Source organism: Bacillus sp. T3, from assembly GCF_033449965.1.
GTDB lineage: Bacteria > Bacillota > Bacilli > Bacillales > Cytobacillaceae > Bacillus_BU.
Genome location: NZ_CP137761.1, coordinates 378773 through 394194, shown reverse-complemented (window position 1 = coordinate 394194; position 15422 = coordinate 378773). Strand labels below are relative to the sequence as shown.

14 protein-coding genes and 2 pseudogenes are annotated in these 15422 nt (G+C 43.4%); all 16 read right to left on the bottom strand.

Features of this window, described 5'->3' with window-relative positions; translation table 11 throughout:
* Nucleotides 1-4 precede the first annotated feature (4 nt).
* The 16 genes and pseudogenes from RGF10_RS02100 to atpD all read right to left on the bottom strand — a co-directional run bounded on the left by RGF10_RS02100 (nucleotide 5) and on the right by atpD (nucleotide 15279).
* A complete protein-coding gene (locus RGF10_RS02100; RefSeq protein WP_318506865.1) occupies nucleotides 5-760 on the bottom strand; it encodes a YwmB family TATA-box binding protein in 756 nt (251 codons plus the stop codon).
* 468 nt (nucleotides 761-1228) lie between these two features.
* Entirely contained in the window at nucleotides 1229-1465 is a 237-nt protein-coding gene (locus RGF10_RS02095; protein WP_318506863.1) for a DUF1146 family protein, read from the bottom strand.
* A gap of 184 nt (nucleotides 1466-1649) precedes the next feature.
* Nucleotides 1650-1835 carry an H-type small acid-soluble spore protein gene (locus tag RGF10_RS02090; protein WP_318506861.1) on the bottom strand — a complete coding sequence of 62 codons (186 nt, stop codon included), beginning with the start codon at nucleotides 1833-1835 and terminating at the stop codon, nucleotides 1650-1652.
* A 459-nt stretch (nucleotides 1836-2294) separates the two neighbouring features.
* A pseudogene (nuoN, locus tag RGF10_RS02085) lies at nucleotides 2295-3816 on the bottom strand (NADH-quinone oxidoreductase subunit NuoN).
* Nucleotides 3817-3822: 6 nt separating this feature from the next.
* Entirely contained in the window at nucleotides 3823-5334 is a 1512-nt protein-coding gene (locus RGF10_RS02080) for an NADH-quinone oxidoreductase subunit M (protein ID WP_318506859.1), read from the bottom strand.
* Complete coding sequence (nuoL, locus tag RGF10_RS02075; protein WP_318506857.1) at nucleotides 5334-7199, bottom strand: NADH-quinone oxidoreductase subunit L; 1866 nt, start codon at nucleotides 7197-7199, stop codon at nucleotides 5334-5336. The genes RGF10_RS02080 and nuoL overlap by 1 nt, the downstream gene beginning before the upstream one ends.
* Nucleotides 7200-7350: 151 nt before the next feature.
* Entirely contained in the window at nucleotides 7351-7656 is a 306-nt protein-coding gene (gene nuoK / locus RGF10_RS02070) for an NADH-quinone oxidoreductase subunit NuoK (protein WP_318506855.1), read from the bottom strand.
* A complete protein-coding gene (locus RGF10_RS02065) occupies nucleotides 7657-8169 on the bottom strand; it encodes an NADH-quinone oxidoreductase subunit J (protein ID WP_318506853.1) in 513 nt (170 codons plus the stop codon).
* Nucleotides 8166-8584: pseudogene (gene nuoI, locus RGF10_RS02060) on the bottom strand (NADH-quinone oxidoreductase subunit NuoI). Before nuoI ends, RGF10_RS02065 begins: the two are co-directional and overlap by 4 nt.
* A gap of 239 nt (nucleotides 8585-8823) precedes the next feature.
* A complete protein-coding gene (gene nuoH / locus RGF10_RS02055) occupies nucleotides 8824-9831 on the bottom strand; it encodes an NADH-quinone oxidoreductase subunit NuoH (RefSeq protein ID WP_318506851.1) in 1008 nt (335 codons plus the stop codon).
* Nucleotides 9831-10931 carry an NADH-quinone oxidoreductase subunit D gene (locus tag RGF10_RS02050; RefSeq protein WP_318506849.1) on the bottom strand — a complete coding sequence of 367 codons (1101 nt, stop codon included), beginning with the start codon at nucleotides 10929-10931 and terminating at the stop codon, nucleotides 9831-9833. The genes nuoH and RGF10_RS02050 overlap by 1 nt, the downstream gene beginning before the upstream one ends.
* 3 nt (nucleotides 10932-10934) lie before the next feature.
* The gene (locus RGF10_RS02045; protein ID WP_318509301.1) at nucleotides 10935-12128 is read right to left on the bottom strand and encodes an NADH-quinone oxidoreductase subunit C; all 1194 of its coding nucleotides are present in this window, start codon (nucleotides 12126-12128) and stop codon (nucleotides 10935-10937) included.
* The gene (locus RGF10_RS02040; protein WP_318506847.1) at nucleotides 12128-12640 is read right to left on the bottom strand and encodes a NuoB/complex I 20 kDa subunit family protein; all 513 of its coding nucleotides are present in this window, start codon (nucleotides 12638-12640) and stop codon (nucleotides 12128-12130) included. The genes RGF10_RS02045 and RGF10_RS02040 overlap by 1 nt, the downstream gene beginning before the upstream one ends.
* The gene (locus RGF10_RS02035) at nucleotides 12631-13005 is read right to left on the bottom strand and encodes an NADH-quinone oxidoreductase subunit A (protein WP_318506845.1); all 375 of its coding nucleotides are present in this window, start codon (nucleotides 13003-13005) and stop codon (nucleotides 12631-12633) included. Before RGF10_RS02035 ends, RGF10_RS02040 begins: the two co-directional genes overlap by 10 nt.
* 422 nt (nucleotides 13006-13427) lie before the next feature.
* The gene (locus RGF10_RS02030) at nucleotides 13428-13835 is read right to left on the bottom strand and encodes a F0F1 ATP synthase subunit epsilon (RefSeq protein ID WP_318506843.1); all 408 of its coding nucleotides are present in this window, start codon (nucleotides 13833-13835) and stop codon (nucleotides 13428-13430) included.
* Nucleotides 13836-13857: 22 nt separating this feature from the next.
* Nucleotides 13858-15279 (bottom strand): F0F1 ATP synthase subunit beta, encoded by a 1422-nt coding sequence (atpD, locus tag RGF10_RS02025; protein WP_318506840.1) that lies wholly within the window; start codon nucleotides 15277-15279, stop codon nucleotides 13858-13860.
* Nucleotides 15280-15422 lie beyond the last annotated feature (143 nt).

Here is a 15422-nt window from a genome sequence, read left to right as displayed (position 1 = left end):
TATATTAATATTCAATGGTTATGATTGGTGTGCCAACTACTAGTGTTGTCTTTGCGCCCATTCCTTGTGTACGTAGGGCTAATTGAATGTTCATGCTGTCTTCATTACCTTCTAGCGATTCGGAAAATAATGATGAACGAGCCGAAACGGAAATAAATGAGTCTTCATTTAACGCTTCAATTTCCTTCGCATCAAATGCTGTCAATAAACCGTTCATAGTAGCAGACAAAGTCGTTCTCATCTTATCATCTATTTCCGCCTTTATACAAGAGAAAATTATCGGTTTTTCTCGAAAAATATTCGAAAAGGTAGAAGATAACCCAGATTTAAGGAATTCATCTGTATGCTCTGTCCATTTTTTTCCTTTGATTTCATAAATAGCATACGCCTGGGTGCTTTGCTTTGTGTGGGTCGAAACAATTTTGATGCTCTCTTGATGAGTAGATTGGTCTGGGGAAAGGGCAGTTACCTCCCAATGCTGTTCATTACTTGATTCCGTCCAAACCCATGTTGGAAATTGTTTCTTCAAGGTGCTCACATATTCTTCTAAATCCTTTGACTGCTTTATGTCAGTCAGCTTTTCTCTTGCATGTATAGTCCATTCATCGACTTCAATGTCCTTGCCTTGCAAACGATCCGCCAACTTGATTAAATCACTCGTCTCCTGCGGATTGGTCGCACTAGTTGGACGATTCCCGAATTGCATAAGAATAAAACAAATAATAGTTAAAATTACCAATTTATTTATATTGTGTTTCATCTCTCTAACTCCTCTCCATACTTACATTGTTACCTGAAGAGAAGCTTGCATACTAGGGAATTGTCGTCACATTTTGACAAGTTCATTTTCGAGTGTTTTTTAACCCGTGCGACCATCATTTATTTTCCATTATTTTGAAAAATAAAGATTATGGTACGCAATCGATCAGCGGATTACTCTTGTTTGAAATTTAAACTCTCACTTATGTCTTCAAGCTCTATGTCGTTTCCAATCTTAACTCCGTCATTATGTAAGATAAAAAACAACACCAAAAAGAATTGTACTTAAAATTCAACCTTTTGGGAACATGTAGGAAGACCTATATTTTTTCCAAAAGTGTCAGATCTTCACTAAATGCTGTCTTGGCGCGTTTTATGAGCCTATGAGCCTTCATGCCTATTTTGTGAACAATGTAACATGACGGTTGATGATGTTCCTCTCGCCATTTTTGATATCCTCATCATCCCCTTACTGAAACATTAATGGTAATTGCTGCGACCATAAAAGGTAATCCAGGAAAAAATTACTTACAATAGAACCGAGTACAATTGATAATATTATGTATAGTACTCTTGCTTGGATTACGTGATTTTTCCGGATGATTTTCTCGATTGACAGCGCTTGAATCGCCCACCACGCCACACCGATAAACACCAAATGAGAAATAATACTTAGTAATGCTTGCTGTCCAAACTCCGTTACCATTTTTCTAACTTCCCCCTCTTGCATGTTCCTACACCGTGTTATTAGACCAGTTGCTTATGATAAAGGTTTCAAATCCTTCTAAGATGGTATGTTGAAACTTAATTGTTATGACCAGATTTGTTAGGCATTTAAAAACCACCTTATGATCGCTTGCTGCGGGTAAGGTGGTTCTCTGTGTTTGCTTTTATAGTTCTTCTACTAGCTCGTGAATTTCTACGATGGTCCGTTCTTCTAATTGTGGGTCTCGTAAATGAACGGTCGCTGTTCTGCCGTCTTCGTTAAGGCCATCTATCCAAACGGACACCCCATTATATTTTACATCAATTTCTGCCGAAGATGATAGGATTTGCTTTACTCTTTTTGCGTCCATTTTGTTAACTCCCCTTTTTTGCTGATTTTTTATCGAATCCGTTCTAGTTTTTGAAGGTTGGCGAGTTTTATGTATGGATTTTATGGTGATTTTCTAAGAATGTGGGAGCTATTTAGGATTTGAAATGGAAGGGAACTGAGGTTATCGACCCTATTTGAGGATTTATCGGCCCTATTCTGTATTTTATCGGCCCTATTTGAGATTTATCGACCTTATTTTGCATTTTATCGGCCAAAGTGCACATTGTCACACAACATTTTGTCCATGGCCAGTCTTCTTGAGAAATCGATTCCTCAAGAACACAAAAAAGAAAGGGGCAACCGTACGCACCCTTTCTTTCTAAAACCCCTTTATGTTTACCGTAAAATCTTCAAAACCCCAAGAATTCCTTTGTTCGTATCCTAATCTTAACCCATTTGCTTAATAATTTCCATTTTTACAACTCGAAATTCCAATAACTTATTGGAAGAAATCTCCGAAGTTCTTGAATTGAGCATCGATGAAATCGTAGGCTGTATCTGGTGCCACCCCTAGCACCAGTGTGCCAATGACACACAGAACGATGACAACGCCAACTCCGACCGGCACACTGAATCTTCGGCGCCGCGTCGCCGCCTTCGGCTGGGCGGAAGAACATTTGCGTCATGATACCGAAATAGTAAACGTATGAAACAACTGTCGCAGCGATCATAATCGAAGCCAAAACATAATGTGCCGGCTGATCGACTAAAGCGCCCATGAAGATGTTTAATTTACCGATAAAGCCTGCCGTTCCCGGAAAACCAGCGAGCGACAGAATCGAGATTCCCATTGCTACCGCCAAGAACGGTGAGCGACGATATAAGCCTGCAAATGCGCTGATGTCCTCATGCCCTTTGCCTGCAGTCACTAATTGAATAATAGCAAAGGCGCATAAATTCATGAATAAATAGGCAGTCAAGTAAAACCACATAGCGTTGAACATAAATTGCAAGGTTACAAAGGTAACTAATAGGTAACCCGCGTGGGCGATACTTGAGTATGCCAGCATCCGCTTCACATTGCGTTGACGGAGCGCCACGACGTTTCCAATAATCATCGTCGTAGCAGCCAGGAAGGCAATGTAATCCTGAAGCTGATAGAAGATCGGCATCGAGCCTGCCCCTTCAGTTGGAATACGGACAAAAATCATTAAGAACATCCGAGCCAGCAAAACGAAGCCCGCTGTTTTCGAAACGACACTCAAGAAAGCCGTAACTGGTGTTGGTGCCCCCTGGTATACATCTGGTGCCCACATATGGAACGGTGCAGATGCAATTTTAAAAGACAGTCCAACGAATACTACAAAGAACGATAAACCAAGTAAATAAACGATTTGCGTATCAGCAACCGAGCCTGTTGCAGCAGCGATTGCCATTAGGTTGGTTGAGCCAGTTAAACCATAGACGTAGCTTAACCCAAATAACGTAATGGCCGTGGAAATACTACCATTGATGATGTATTTCATGGCTGATTCGTTTGATTGTAAATTTTTCTTCTTCATTCCGGCGAAAATATAGGAAGAGATTGATAGCAATTCAAGACCAACAAACATCGTGATGATGTCGCCACTTGAAGACATGATCATCCCGCCTAATAAGGCCGTTAAAAATAAGTAATAAAATTCTCCTCTGTATTCCTCAAGTCCCTCTTTTGTGTTGTCGCTAATCGCTAAAATCAGCACAAGTGCTGCGCCTCCAAGCATTAATAGCTTGAACGCTTTTGCGAATCCATCAAGACGGAAGGTGTCATACAGAATCGAGGTTAATTCTTTATCAAATAAACCTGCTAACGAAATCATTGCAAGTAAGATACCGGCAACGCCAAACCAGCCGATATTGCGGCGGTCAAAGCTTTTTGGCATAAATAAATCAAGCAGTGACATGATTGTGGCCACACCTAAGATGATGAATTCAGGAGCCATGATTCCCCATTCAAATGATAATAAAGTATCTAAGTCCATCCTTCATCACCCCCCTATCCCTTGCATGATCGTCTTTATTGTATGTTGGAGCGGTTCGCTTAACAGTGACGGATACACACCGATCAGCACAATCAGACCCATTAACGTGAGTACTGGAATCATTTCAACTGCACGTAAATCTGTGATCCCCGCGAATTCTCGCTCTGCTTTTCCGAAAGTCATGCCAAGCACTGCGCGAAGCAAGTAAACCGCGGTCATAATGATACCAATCGTACCAACTGCAGCTAGCACTGGCATTTCCTTGAACAAGCCCATGAACGCCATAAATTCACTAACGAATCCTGACATTCCAGGAAGTCCAAGCGATGCCATAGCACCTGCTAGTAAAAATCCTGCCGTAATTGGCATTCCCTTTGCTAGTCCACCTAAATTATTGATGGTCGTCGTATGCGTTCTTTCATAGATGACCCCAACAAGGAAGAAGAGCAGCGCTGAAATTAACCCGTGCGATACCACTTGAAAAATAGCGCCTTGGATACCGGCCTCATTTAATGCACCAAGACCGATTAACACGATTCCCATGTGGGAGATTGACGAGTAAGCTAGTACCATTTTGAAATCCGATTGGATAAACGCTAAGTAAGCGCCGTATAACAGGTTAATGACTCCGAGAACGGCAAGAATACCGGCAATTTCCTCGAATTGGTCTGGGAAAATCCCCATCCCGAAGCGAATCAAACCGAATGCTCCGATTTTTAACAAAATACCAGAGTGAATCATAACGATTGATGGCGGTGCTTCCACGTGAACCTTCAGCATCCAAGTATGGAGCGGGAAGATTGGCAGCTTGACCCCAAACGCAACAACTAAGGCGATGAGCATTCCGAACTTCGCTGCATCGGAAATCGGTGCAATCAACTCACCTTCATTGTTCATGAAATATTTTAATGCTTCGATATTGGATGTACCTGTGCGAGCGAACAGAATCATAATCACGATTAACAGGATGGCTGAGCCTAATCCGTTATACACTAAGAAGCTGTACGCTGCTTTTTCTTTGTCAAAATAACCCCATTTTCCGATTAAGAAGAACATTGGTACCAATGTAATCTCAAAGAAAATGAAGAACAAAATTAAGTTTTGAGCCGTAAACACACCGAGCATCCCTACTTCAAGCAATAGGAATAGCATAAAATAGCCTTTCCATTCTTTTTTAATATGAATAGAGGCTAGCGCAGCTAAGCTGGCAACGACTGCTGTTAACACGACCATGATTAATGAAAATTCATCGACTCCCAATTCATAATCGACGCTATAGATAAACTCATCTTTAAAACGACCGAATTGGACCCAATGCACCTTTTCCGCCAATAGCGCAAGATTCGACCCGGCACGATATTGGAAAAAGGCAACCAGTGCAAAAACAGCTGCAGGTAGGGTTGCGAGAAAGCCAATCAGCTTAATCGTGTCCTCCTTATGTTTTGGGATGAGCGCCAAAATAGCAATACCTAGTAACGGGGAGAATACTAAGATGGATAAGAAATTTTCCATATTCATTATAAGTACCCCCCTGTCAGAGCAAAGATGACCACTAGTATCGCGAGGCCAACAAAGGCCACTGTTCCGTACATTTGAATTTGTCCCGATTGAAGCTTAGCTCCTGTTTTACCAAGCGTTCGGACTGTGCCAAGCACTAAATTGATGATTCCTTCTACAAGGAAGATTTCAATGATTTTAAAGAGCTGACTGATCCATTTTGTCGCGTAAACGACTGTCAGTTGATACAGTTCATCGATATAGTATTTGTTGTATAAAATGTTGTAGATCACAGGAATGCGAGTTGTTATCCAATCGCGTGACAGACTGCGTTTTCCATATATCATCCACGCTAGGAAAATCCCCGCTAATGAAACGAGAGTTGCGACAAGCATAATCCAAGCAGGACCTTCAATATGTCCGTGGCCTAGAGCTTCGTTTCCATCTGTGAGCCAATCGCCAAGGAAGGTTCCGAACCATGGTGTGTTCACATAACCAGCAATAACGGCTAACACCCCAAGAACGATCATCGGGAACGTCATAACAGACGGTGACTCATGAACGTTTTTCAGTTCACTGCGTGCCTGCCCTGCAAAAACCATGAAGAACAAGCGGAACATATAAAATGCAGTAAAGAATGCAGCAATAACTGCGAGCCAGAACTGTACGACATTTCCACTTTCCCAAGCCGCAATTAATATTTCATCCTTACTGAAAAATCCTGAAAATAACGGCACACCACTAATTGCCAGTGTTCCGATTAAGAATAACGGACCTGTCAGCTTAAGCTTTTTCCAAAGTCCGCCCATCTTTTCAATGTCCTGTGTATGAACAGCATGAATTACGCTTCCGGCTGCTAAGAATAGCAAGGCTTTAAAGAAAGCGTGGGTCATCAAATGGAAGACTCCGGCAACATAGCCTGCCGAGCCGAGCGCGAGCATCATATAACCGAGCTGGCTGACGGTTGAGTAAGCGAGCACTCGCTTGATATCTGTTTGTACTAATCCGATGCTAGCGGCAAAAATGGCGGTGATCGCCCCTATTGTCGCAACGGTTAACATCGCTGTTTCGCTTGCATTAAAGAGTGGGAAAAGTGATGCCACTAAATAAACCCCAGCTGCAACCATCGTTGCGGCATGGATTAATGCTGAAACAGGTGTCGGACCTTCCATCGCATCTGGTAACCAAGTGTGAAGCGGGAATTGACCGGATTTACCGACCGCTCCAACAAAAATGAGAATCGCCGTTAGCGTTATCATTCCGTTTGAAACGACACCCTCTTCTACTGCTTTAAAAATTTCATCGTATTCGAAGCTGCCAACCTGCCAGAATAACAGAATCATTCCGATTAGTAAGCCGACGTCCCCGATCCGGGTCATGATAAATGCCTTTTTGGCTGCGGCCTTTGCCTCTTCCTTGTAAAAATAAAAACCGATTAACAGGAAGGAACCAAGACCAACGAGCTCCCAGAAAATATACGTTTGTAATAAATTGGGCGAAAGAACCAATCCAAGCATCGCAAACGTGAACAAACCTAGGTAAGCGTAGAAAACCGAAATTCGGTCATCTCCGTGCATATAGCCTTTTGAGTACGTATGTACTAGTAAACTGACAAGCGATACGATTACTAGCATTAATGCATTTAATTGATTCACTTCAAAACCCGCTGTTATCTGAGTATCCCCGAACGAAAGCCAGGTGGCCTCGCTCTTAAATGTTGGTGCAGTAAAGCGTTCAATAAGCACCAATAAAGAGTAAATGAACGTGGCCAATGTTAGTAAAATTCCAATATAGGCACTCGCTTCTTTCAGGCGTTTGCCAATAAGAAGTAGGATTATAAACGATAAAAGCGGGAAAAGCGGTATGATCCATGCATTCTCCATCAATATCACATTCCCCTTTTTTAAACGCGTTTAATATGGCTTTATGTTTGCTACGCCACGCGTCTGATTGAGGCCCGCCAAGTGCGGGTCATGAGCCTTGCCGCAGGTCGCGGACTTTATATTACAAAATTCGCGGTTTTAGCGAAAAAGATTTTTAGTTCTTCATCGTGTTCATTTCGTCGATGTTGACGGTTTTCTTATTGTGATAGAGTGCGATGAGAATTGCCAGTCCAAGAGCAGCCTCAGCTGCAGCTACGGCCATCGCGAAAAGAGCAAAAATTTGTCCGTCAATCGATGGGATGACCCCAAATTTACTGAAGGCGACAAGATTGACGTTGACGGCGTTCAGCATGAGTTCAATTGAGATAAGGACGATAACGGTGTTTCTCTTTGATAGTGCACCGTACAGGCCGATACAGAAAAGAATTAATGCGAGTGTTAAATAAACGGAAATGCCCATTTATTTGTTCGCCTCCTTTTCGTCGTCTTTTTTAGCAAGGACGATAGCGCCAATTAATGCGACTAAAAGGACGACAGATGTGACTTCAAATGGAATCACGAATCGAGAATAGAGCGCCTTACCAATTTGCTCCGTATTTCTGTCGTGCAGAGCAATATTCGATTCGGGGAACTCCAGGTTGTAAATACCGAAATAAAACGCTGCCGCAAAGCCGACGATTCCGAGGAATAGTAAGAATTTGCGAAAGCCTCCTTGTTTCGGTTCTTCAACGTGGTCATGCTTTGTGAGCATGATTCCGAACATCATGATAATCGTGATGGCCCCTGAATAAATCAGGACTTGGACCCCCGCGACAAATTCTGCAGATAATGTAATATAGATTCCTGCAATACTGATAAAGGTTAATACAAGGGCAAGAACACTTTGAACGACGTTCTTTAGGTTCAGAAGTAGCACCCTGCCGGTTATCGCGACGAGTGCTAAGCCCATAAATGCTACTAGTTCTCCGGTCATGGTTTATTCACCTTCCGAACATTCTCATCGTTTTCATCGAGGTATTCAAGATTTTTGAATAGTTCATCACGACTGTATTCGGCTAGCTCAAAGTTATTCGTCATGATAATTGCCTCGGTTGGGCAAACCTCGGTGCATAGATCACACAAAATGCAAATTTCAAAATTGATGTCATATGTGTCAATGATTTTCCCTTTTTTCGTTGGATCCGGGTGTTTTTCCAGGTTAACTGAATACAGTCTGTCGGGCAAATCGTGGCACATTGATTACATACGATACATTTTTCCGGATAAAATTTTTGAATGCCTCGAAATCGATCCGGGAGCGGCAATGGCTCGTTTGGATAGTCATAGGTTAACTTATCCCTCGTCAGGTTTTTTAGGGTATATTTCAAGCCTTTCGCTAATCCAAGCATGTATGTTCACCCCTTTATTATTTGGCACACTTACATGTTGATTTCCGCTCCGGATACTCCCTTTCCGCGGGGCGGGCGGTGAGCCTCCTCGGCGCTTTGCGCCTGTGGGGTCTCACCTGTCCCGCTGCTCCCGCAGGAGTTGAGCACCCTCCGCTCCAATCAACATTATGTGGCTGGGCTCAAGTTCGAGCATATTTTTGGATGCGCTCACTCATTTAATGCCCTACACTTCTTTATTTTTAAAAAAGTTTAATTAATTCTTTAAATAACGCTGTTAGGAATATGTTTGCTAGTGCTACTGGCAGTAGGACTTTCCAGCCGAATTCCATTAGTTGGTCAGCACGGACACGTGGGAAGGTGCTGCGAATCCATAGTAGGAAGAAGACAACGAATGTGAATTTGAGCGCAAACCATACTGCACCTGGAATAAAGCCCAGGAATGGCAATGGGAGCCAGCCGCCTAGGAATATAGCGGTGATGAGTCCTGACATCGCAAACATATAAACATATTCTGTGAGCATGAAGAATGCCCAACGGAAGCCTGAGTACTCGGTGAAATAACCTGCTACAAGTTCGTTTTCGGCCTCTGGAAGATCGAATGGTACCCGGTTAAGCTCAGCGACAGCAGCAATCACGAAGACAATGAAGGCCACTGGCTGTAAAAGGATGTACCAGCCATTTTGCTGTGCGGCAATAATGTCGTTTAAGTTTAAGCTTCCTGAAAGGAGAATCACTCCTAGAACAGACATAACGAGCGGAATTTCGTATGAAATCATCTGAGCCGCAGCTCGCATTCCTCCTAATAAGGAGTATTTATTGTTGGAGGCCCAGCCCCCTGTTAAAATCCCAACGATGGTCATGCCGGATACTGCTACGTAGTAGAGTAGCCCTATTCCGATATCAGCAAACTGAAGTTTGTCGGTGAAGGGAATGGTTGCAACGACCATAAACGATGGTGCAAAGGCGATGACTGGTGCCACGATAAATAATGGTTTATCTGCTAGCTTTGGGATTGTATCTTCCTTAATTAATAGCTTTAATACGTCGGCTATCGTTTGCAATAGACCGAAGCGCCCACCCAGTTGGTCTGGCCCTTTCCGTAATTGCATGAAGCCCATTACTTTCCGTTCGGCTAGGATGGCGTAGGTTACGAACCCTAGAATAACTAAAAGTAAGATTGTTGCTAAAAGGAAGAAGATACCGAAATTCAGCCAACCTGGACTGGAATATAAAAGTTCCTCGACCATTAGCCGTCCACCTCCCCGAGGACAATGTCAATCGCACCTAATATAGCAATTAAGTTTGAGATGTTCTCGCCTTTTAATAATTTTGGTAGAATCTGTAAATTATAGAATGATGGTCTTCTGAACTTTAAGCGGTACGGTTCTTTTTTCCCATCACTTGCAATATAGCAGCCGATTTCGCCACGTGGCGATTCGATTCTAACAAATCCTTCTCCTTTTGGTGCTTTAATGATCTTTGGTACTTTTGCAAGGATTTCACCCTCAGCTGGGAATTGTTCCACAGCTTGCTCGAGAATTTTTAAAGATTCTTCGATTTCTTCTAGGCGCAGGAAGTAACGGGATAAGCAATCCCCTTCTGTGCGAACGGGTACGTCGAATTCAAAGCGGTCATAGATTGAGTACGGCTCATCTTTACGAAGATCCCACTTCACGCCTGTGCTGCGTAGATTGATGCCGCTTAAGGAGTAGTTTAGTGCGTCTTCCTTCGTATACTTCCCGATTCCTTTTACACGGTTAATGAAGATTTCGTTCCCAGTTACAAGGTCATTATAGCCGGAAAGCTCTTGGCGCATATAAGGAATGAATTCTTTTACCTTTTCAATCCAACCTTCTGGAGCGTCCCATTTAACCCCGCCAACACGCATATAGTTAAAGGTTAAGCGAGCTCCTGACAGCTCTGTTAGCATATTAATAATCATTTCCCGCTCACGGAAGGCGTACAAGAATGGACTTGTTGCCCCTAGGTCGAGCAGGAATGTTCCCCACCAAACTAAGTGACTGGCAATCCGATTAAGTTCCATTACAATAACCCGCAAGTATTCTGCGCGTTCCGGAATTTCTAATCCCATCATCGTTTCTACAGAATGAACAAGTACATAGTTATTCGTCATGGCGGACAAATAGTCCATGCGGTCCGTATACGGAATAATTTGTGTATATTGTAGGTTTTCAGCTAGTTTTTCGGTTCCACGGTGTAAGTATCCAACGACTGGTATTGCCTCGGTAATCTTTTCCCCGTCAATTTTTACGACTAATCGAAAAACACCATGGGTACTTGGATGCTGTGGACCGATGTTCAACATCATTTCTTCAGTACGTATCATTGTTTATACCTCCACATCATATTGTTCATAATCTTTGCGGAGTGGGTACCCTACCCAATCCTCGCCAAGAAAAATACGATGGAGGTTTGGATGCCCAAGGAATTTGATGCCTAATAGGTCGTATGCCTCACACTCAGGCCAGTCTGCACCTGCCCAAAGCGGTTGAAGCGACTCGAGCTCAGGCTGGTCGCGGTCGATCTTTACTTTTAAAGCGACTGATTGCCGGTTTTTATATGAATAAAGATGGACATACACTTCCATATGGGTTTCAAAATCCGTGCCATGCAGTTCTGATAAATAATCGAAACCAAGCTGTTCGTTGTATTTCAGAAACTGCGCTACTTTAAAATAAGTATCTCGTTTAGCGACTAATGTCGGTACATCTTTGGAAAGCTTATTAATATAAGAATCTTCTAAAACCTCATTACCAAGGTGTTCTTCGATGACACGTACATATTTATCAAGATACTGTTGGTTTGGTGATGGTTGTTCTACTTGTGCTGGCGCTGCATCTGCTGTAGCACCGGCTGTTGCTCCAGCGGCTTTCGCTTTTGCAGCAGCGGCAGCTTTTGCCTTCGCTTTGGCAGCGGCGATCGCTTTCGCCTTTTCATCGTCTCCTGAGGCATCGGCAACGCCTGCTCCTCCAGCCTTTGCAGCGGCTGCGGCCTTGGCTTTGGCGGCGGCTGCGGCTTTTGCCTTGGCGGCTGCAATAGCTTTCGCTTTTTCATCATCGGTTGCTGCACCTGTATCGGTTCCGGCGGCTTGTGCCTTTGCTTTGGCTGCAGCTGCGGCCTTGGCTTTTGCAGCGGCGGCAGCTTTTGCCTTGGCGGCGGCAGCAGCTTTGGCTTTGGCTTTCGCATCATCTGTAGACGCGCCAACTTCTTCAGGCTGTGGCTCGCTCGCTTGTTCTGCCGCTTTTTGCTTTGCTAGTGCAGCGGCTTTCGCCTTCGCAGCTGCGGCGGCTTTCGCTTTGGCGGCGGCTGCGGCTTTGGCTTTCGCATCTGCCCCGTCTGAGCTTGCTGCTGGCGTTTCGGCCTCTAGTGCTTCCTTGGACTCAGTAGCTTGCAGCTCGGACGCTTGTTCTGTCGCCTTTTGCTTTGCTAGCGCAGCGGCTTTTGCCTTTGCTGCTGCGGCGGCTTTCGCTTTCGCGGCGGCTTCTTTTTTAATTGTCTCTATATCTTTTCCCCGCTCATCGATTACAGCACCTTCTTCCCGGTTTTAGCCTCGTAGCGGATCTTCTCTTTTAATTTATTAATTCCATATATAAGTGCCGCAGGATTTGGCGGGCATCCTGGAATATACACGTCAACTGGAACAATTTGATCGACACCTTTAACAACAGAATAGGATTTCACATACGGTCCCCCTGCAGTTGCACAGGATCCCATAGCAATCACCCATTTTGGCTCAGGGATTTGATCATAAAGTCGACGCAGGATTGGCGCCATTTTCTTTGTAACAGTTCCGGATACGATCATACAGTCTGACTGACGCGGTGATGCACGAAAAATTGTTCCAAATCGGTCTAAGTCATAGGCTGCAGAGCCAGTTCCCATCATTTCGATGGCACAACAAGCCAGACCAAATGTCATTGGCCATAGCGAATTACTCGTTGCCCAAGCTTTGACCTGTTCGAGAGTTGTAAAAAACACAGTCCGTTTGATTTCTTCCATTTCTTGAGGTGAGATGTCTTTTAAACTTAAATCCATTTGAGCACCTTCTTTTTCCACGCATAGATGAGGCCAATTAGAAGCATAATGACAAAAATCATCATTTCAATTAGTGCAAAAATCCCTAGTTTTTCATAAGCTACTGCCCACGGATACAAGAATACAGTTTCCACGTCGAAAACCACAAACATTAATGCAAAAATATAATAGCGGACATTAAATTGGACCCTTGCGTCATGGAAAGGGTCTAGACCACTCTCATATGTAGTGTACTTTTCAGCACTTGGCTTGTAAGGGCGAACGAATCTCCCAATTGTCAAAGCCACAACTGGCAGTAGCACTCCTAGACATAGAAACACAAAGACAATCAGATAATTATTCTGATACAAGTTGAGTAAATCCATGTCCATACCTCCTATGTCATAAAATTTTCATACTTTTTTCTTTTTTTGTAACCGATAACATTATATCACTGTTACAATTTTGTGTCGATTAAACGCTAACTAAAATTGACAATTGCTTTTCATGGTACATCATAACATTTTTTGTGGAGTTGTTAACCATTTTTGGTCTTTTTATTCAAAATTTCTCAATAGAAGGAATTTTTGATTAGCTTTAGTATGATGAAGCTAGGTTTGGCTGTTCTTGCGGACACTTTTGCTGTTTTCTCTTCTATTTTGTCCGCTACAGCTGCTCTTGCGGACTTTTCGGATGCTTCCCCCTCTGCTTTTGTCCGCTCCACTAACCTTAGCGGACATTACTTATTTAACCCCACAAAAAAACACTCCTCGAGAGCTCGCTCGGGGAGTGTTTTGGTTTAATACTCTTAAAATTTACCTTGTGCAACAGTGATACGGTTGATGGCACGCTTAAGTGCAAGCTCAGCGCGACGGAAATCATTTGATTCTTGTTTCTGATCGCGTAAACGCTGCTCTGCACGTTCTTTTGCACGAAGGGCACGTTCGACATCGATGTCTTCAGCTTTTTCCGCAGACTGCGCTAGAACAGTTACTTGGTCTGGGCGCACTTCTAGGAATCCACCGTTAACGGCCACAAATTCTGTTTTACCCTCTGTTTTTAAACGAAGGGCTGCAATTTCTAACGGAGCAACCATAGGAATATGTCCTGGTAAAATACCTAGTTCGCCGGCTTTCGCCTTTGAACTAACCATTTCAACATCCTTTTCGTACACCGGGCCATCAGGAGTAACAACATTGACTTTGATCGTCTTCATTTTTTACCCTCCTGGACCGAAATTAGACCTCTACACCCATCTTTTTAGCTGACTCAACGACTTCTTCAATGCGGCCAACAAGACGGAATGCATCTTCTGGAAGGTGGTCATATTTACCTTCTAGGATTTCCTTGAATCCTTTAACCGTTTCTTTAACAGGAACATAAGAACCTGCTTGTCCAGTGAACTGTTCAGCCACGTGGAAGTTTTGAGATAAGAAGAATTGAACACGACGAGCACGAAGTACAACTAGTTTATCCTCATCAGATAATTCGTCCATACCAAGGATGGCGATGATATCTTGTAATTCACGGTAACGCTGTAAAGTTTGTTGTACTTGACGAGCCACTTCGTAATGCTCTTCTCCAACGATTTCAGGTGACAATGCACGAGAAGTTGAAGCAAGTGGATCCACCGCAGGGTAGATACCCATTTCAGAAAGCTTACGCTCAAGGTTTGTTGTTGCATCTAAGTGAGCGAATGTAGTAGCCGAAGCCGGGTCAGTGTAGTCATCGGCTGGTACGTAAATCGCTTGAATTGAAGTAACAGATCCTACGTTAGTAGAAGTGATACGTTCTTGTAATTTACCCATTTCAGTTGCAAGAGTTGGTTGGTAACCAACGGCAGAAGGCATACGGCCTAATAGCGCAGAAACCTCAGAACCTGCTTGAGTGAAACGGAAGATGTTATCCATGAAGAACAACACGTCTTGTCCTTGCTCATCACGGAAATATTCAGCCATTGTCAAACCAGTAAGGGCAACACGCATACGTGCTCCTGGTGGCTCGTTCATTTGTCCGAATACCATCGCTGTTTGCTTGATAACGCCTGAATCAGTCATCTCGTGGTAAAGGTCATTTCCTTCACGAGTACGCTCACCAACACCAGCGAATACAGAGATACCACTGTGCTCTTGTGCGATGTTATTGATTAATTCCTGGATTAATACCGTTTTACCTACACCGGCACCACCGAATAGACCGATCTTACCACCCTTAATATAAGGAGCAAGTAAGTCTACTACTTTAATACCAGTTTCAAGGATTTCAACTTCAGTAGAAAGCTGTTCAAAAGTTGGAGCTTCTCTATGAATTGAATCGCGGCGAGCTTCTGTTGGAATTCCCTCAGCCAAGTCAATTGATTCACCTAAAACGTTAAATACACGTCCAAGTGTAACATTCCCAACTGGTACAGAGATTGGAGCACCAGTGTCAACTACCTCAATACCACGTGTTAAACCATCTGTGGAAGACATGGCGATTGTACGAACTGTATCATCACCTAAATGGATGGCAACTTCAAGGGTTAAGTTGATGGCAACTTCAGATTCGCTACGCGCTTGATTATTGATTGTCAACGCATTATAGATCTCAGGAAGTTGACCGCTTTCGAACTTTACGTCAACAACCGGACCCATAATTTGAAGAACGCGTCCTTTGTTCATCGTTTTCCCTCCTAACATACTCTTAAAACAAAATGAGCCAAGTTGGACTCATGCCTTTTATGGATAAGGGGCCTCATCACATGCCCCTCAGAAAAATTTAGTTTAAATGCTTAGGCTGTCTTTATTTTTTCAAAAAAAGAATG

Bases quoted from the DNA above. Each gene is read 5' to 3' on its own strand.
- RGF10_RS02030 (WP_318506843.1), bottom strand. From the start codon at position 13,835: ATGAAGACGATCAAAGTCAATGTTGTTACTCCTGATGGCCCGGTGTAC.
- RGF10_RS02035 (WP_318506845.1), bottom strand. From the start codon at position 13,005: ATGGATTTACTCAACTTGTATCAGAATAATTATCTGATTGTCTTTGTG.
- RGF10_RS02050 (WP_318506849.1), bottom strand. From the start codon at position 10,931: ATGATACGTACTGAAGAAATGATGTTGAACATCGGTCCACAGCATCCA.
- RGF10_RS02100 (WP_318506865.1), bottom strand. From the start codon at position 760: ATGAAACACAATATAAATAAATTGGTAATTTTAACTATTATTTGTTTT.
- atpD (WP_318506840.1), bottom strand. From the start codon at position 15,279: ATGAACAAAGGACGCGTTCTTCAAATTATGGGTCCGGTTGTTGACGTA.
- RGF10_RS02080 (WP_318506859.1), bottom strand. From the start codon at position 5,334: ATGAATATGGAAAATTTCTTATCCATCTTAGTATTCTCCCCGTTACTA.
- RGF10_RS02090 (WP_318506861.1), bottom strand. From the start codon at position 1,835: ATGGACGCAAAAAGAGTAAAGCAAATCCTATCATCTTCGGCAGAAATT.
- RGF10_RS02095 (WP_318506863.1), bottom strand. From the start codon at position 1,465: ATGGTAACGGAGTTTGGACAGCAAGCATTACTAAGTATTATTTCTCAT.
- RGF10_RS02065 (WP_318506853.1), bottom strand. From the start codon at position 8,169: ATGACCGGAGAACTAGTAGCATTTATGGGCTTAGCACTCGTCGCGATA.
- nuoK (WP_318506855.1), bottom strand. From the start codon at position 7,656: ATGGGCATTTCCGTTTATTTAACACTCGCATTAATTCTTTTCTGTATC.
- RGF10_RS02040 (WP_318506847.1), bottom strand. From the start codon at position 12,640: ATGGATTTAAGTTTAAAAGACATCTCACCTCAAGAAATGGAAGAAATC.
- nuoH (WP_318506851.1), bottom strand. From the start codon at position 9,831: ATGGTCGAGGAACTTTTATATTCCAGTCCAGGTTGGCTGAATTTCGGT.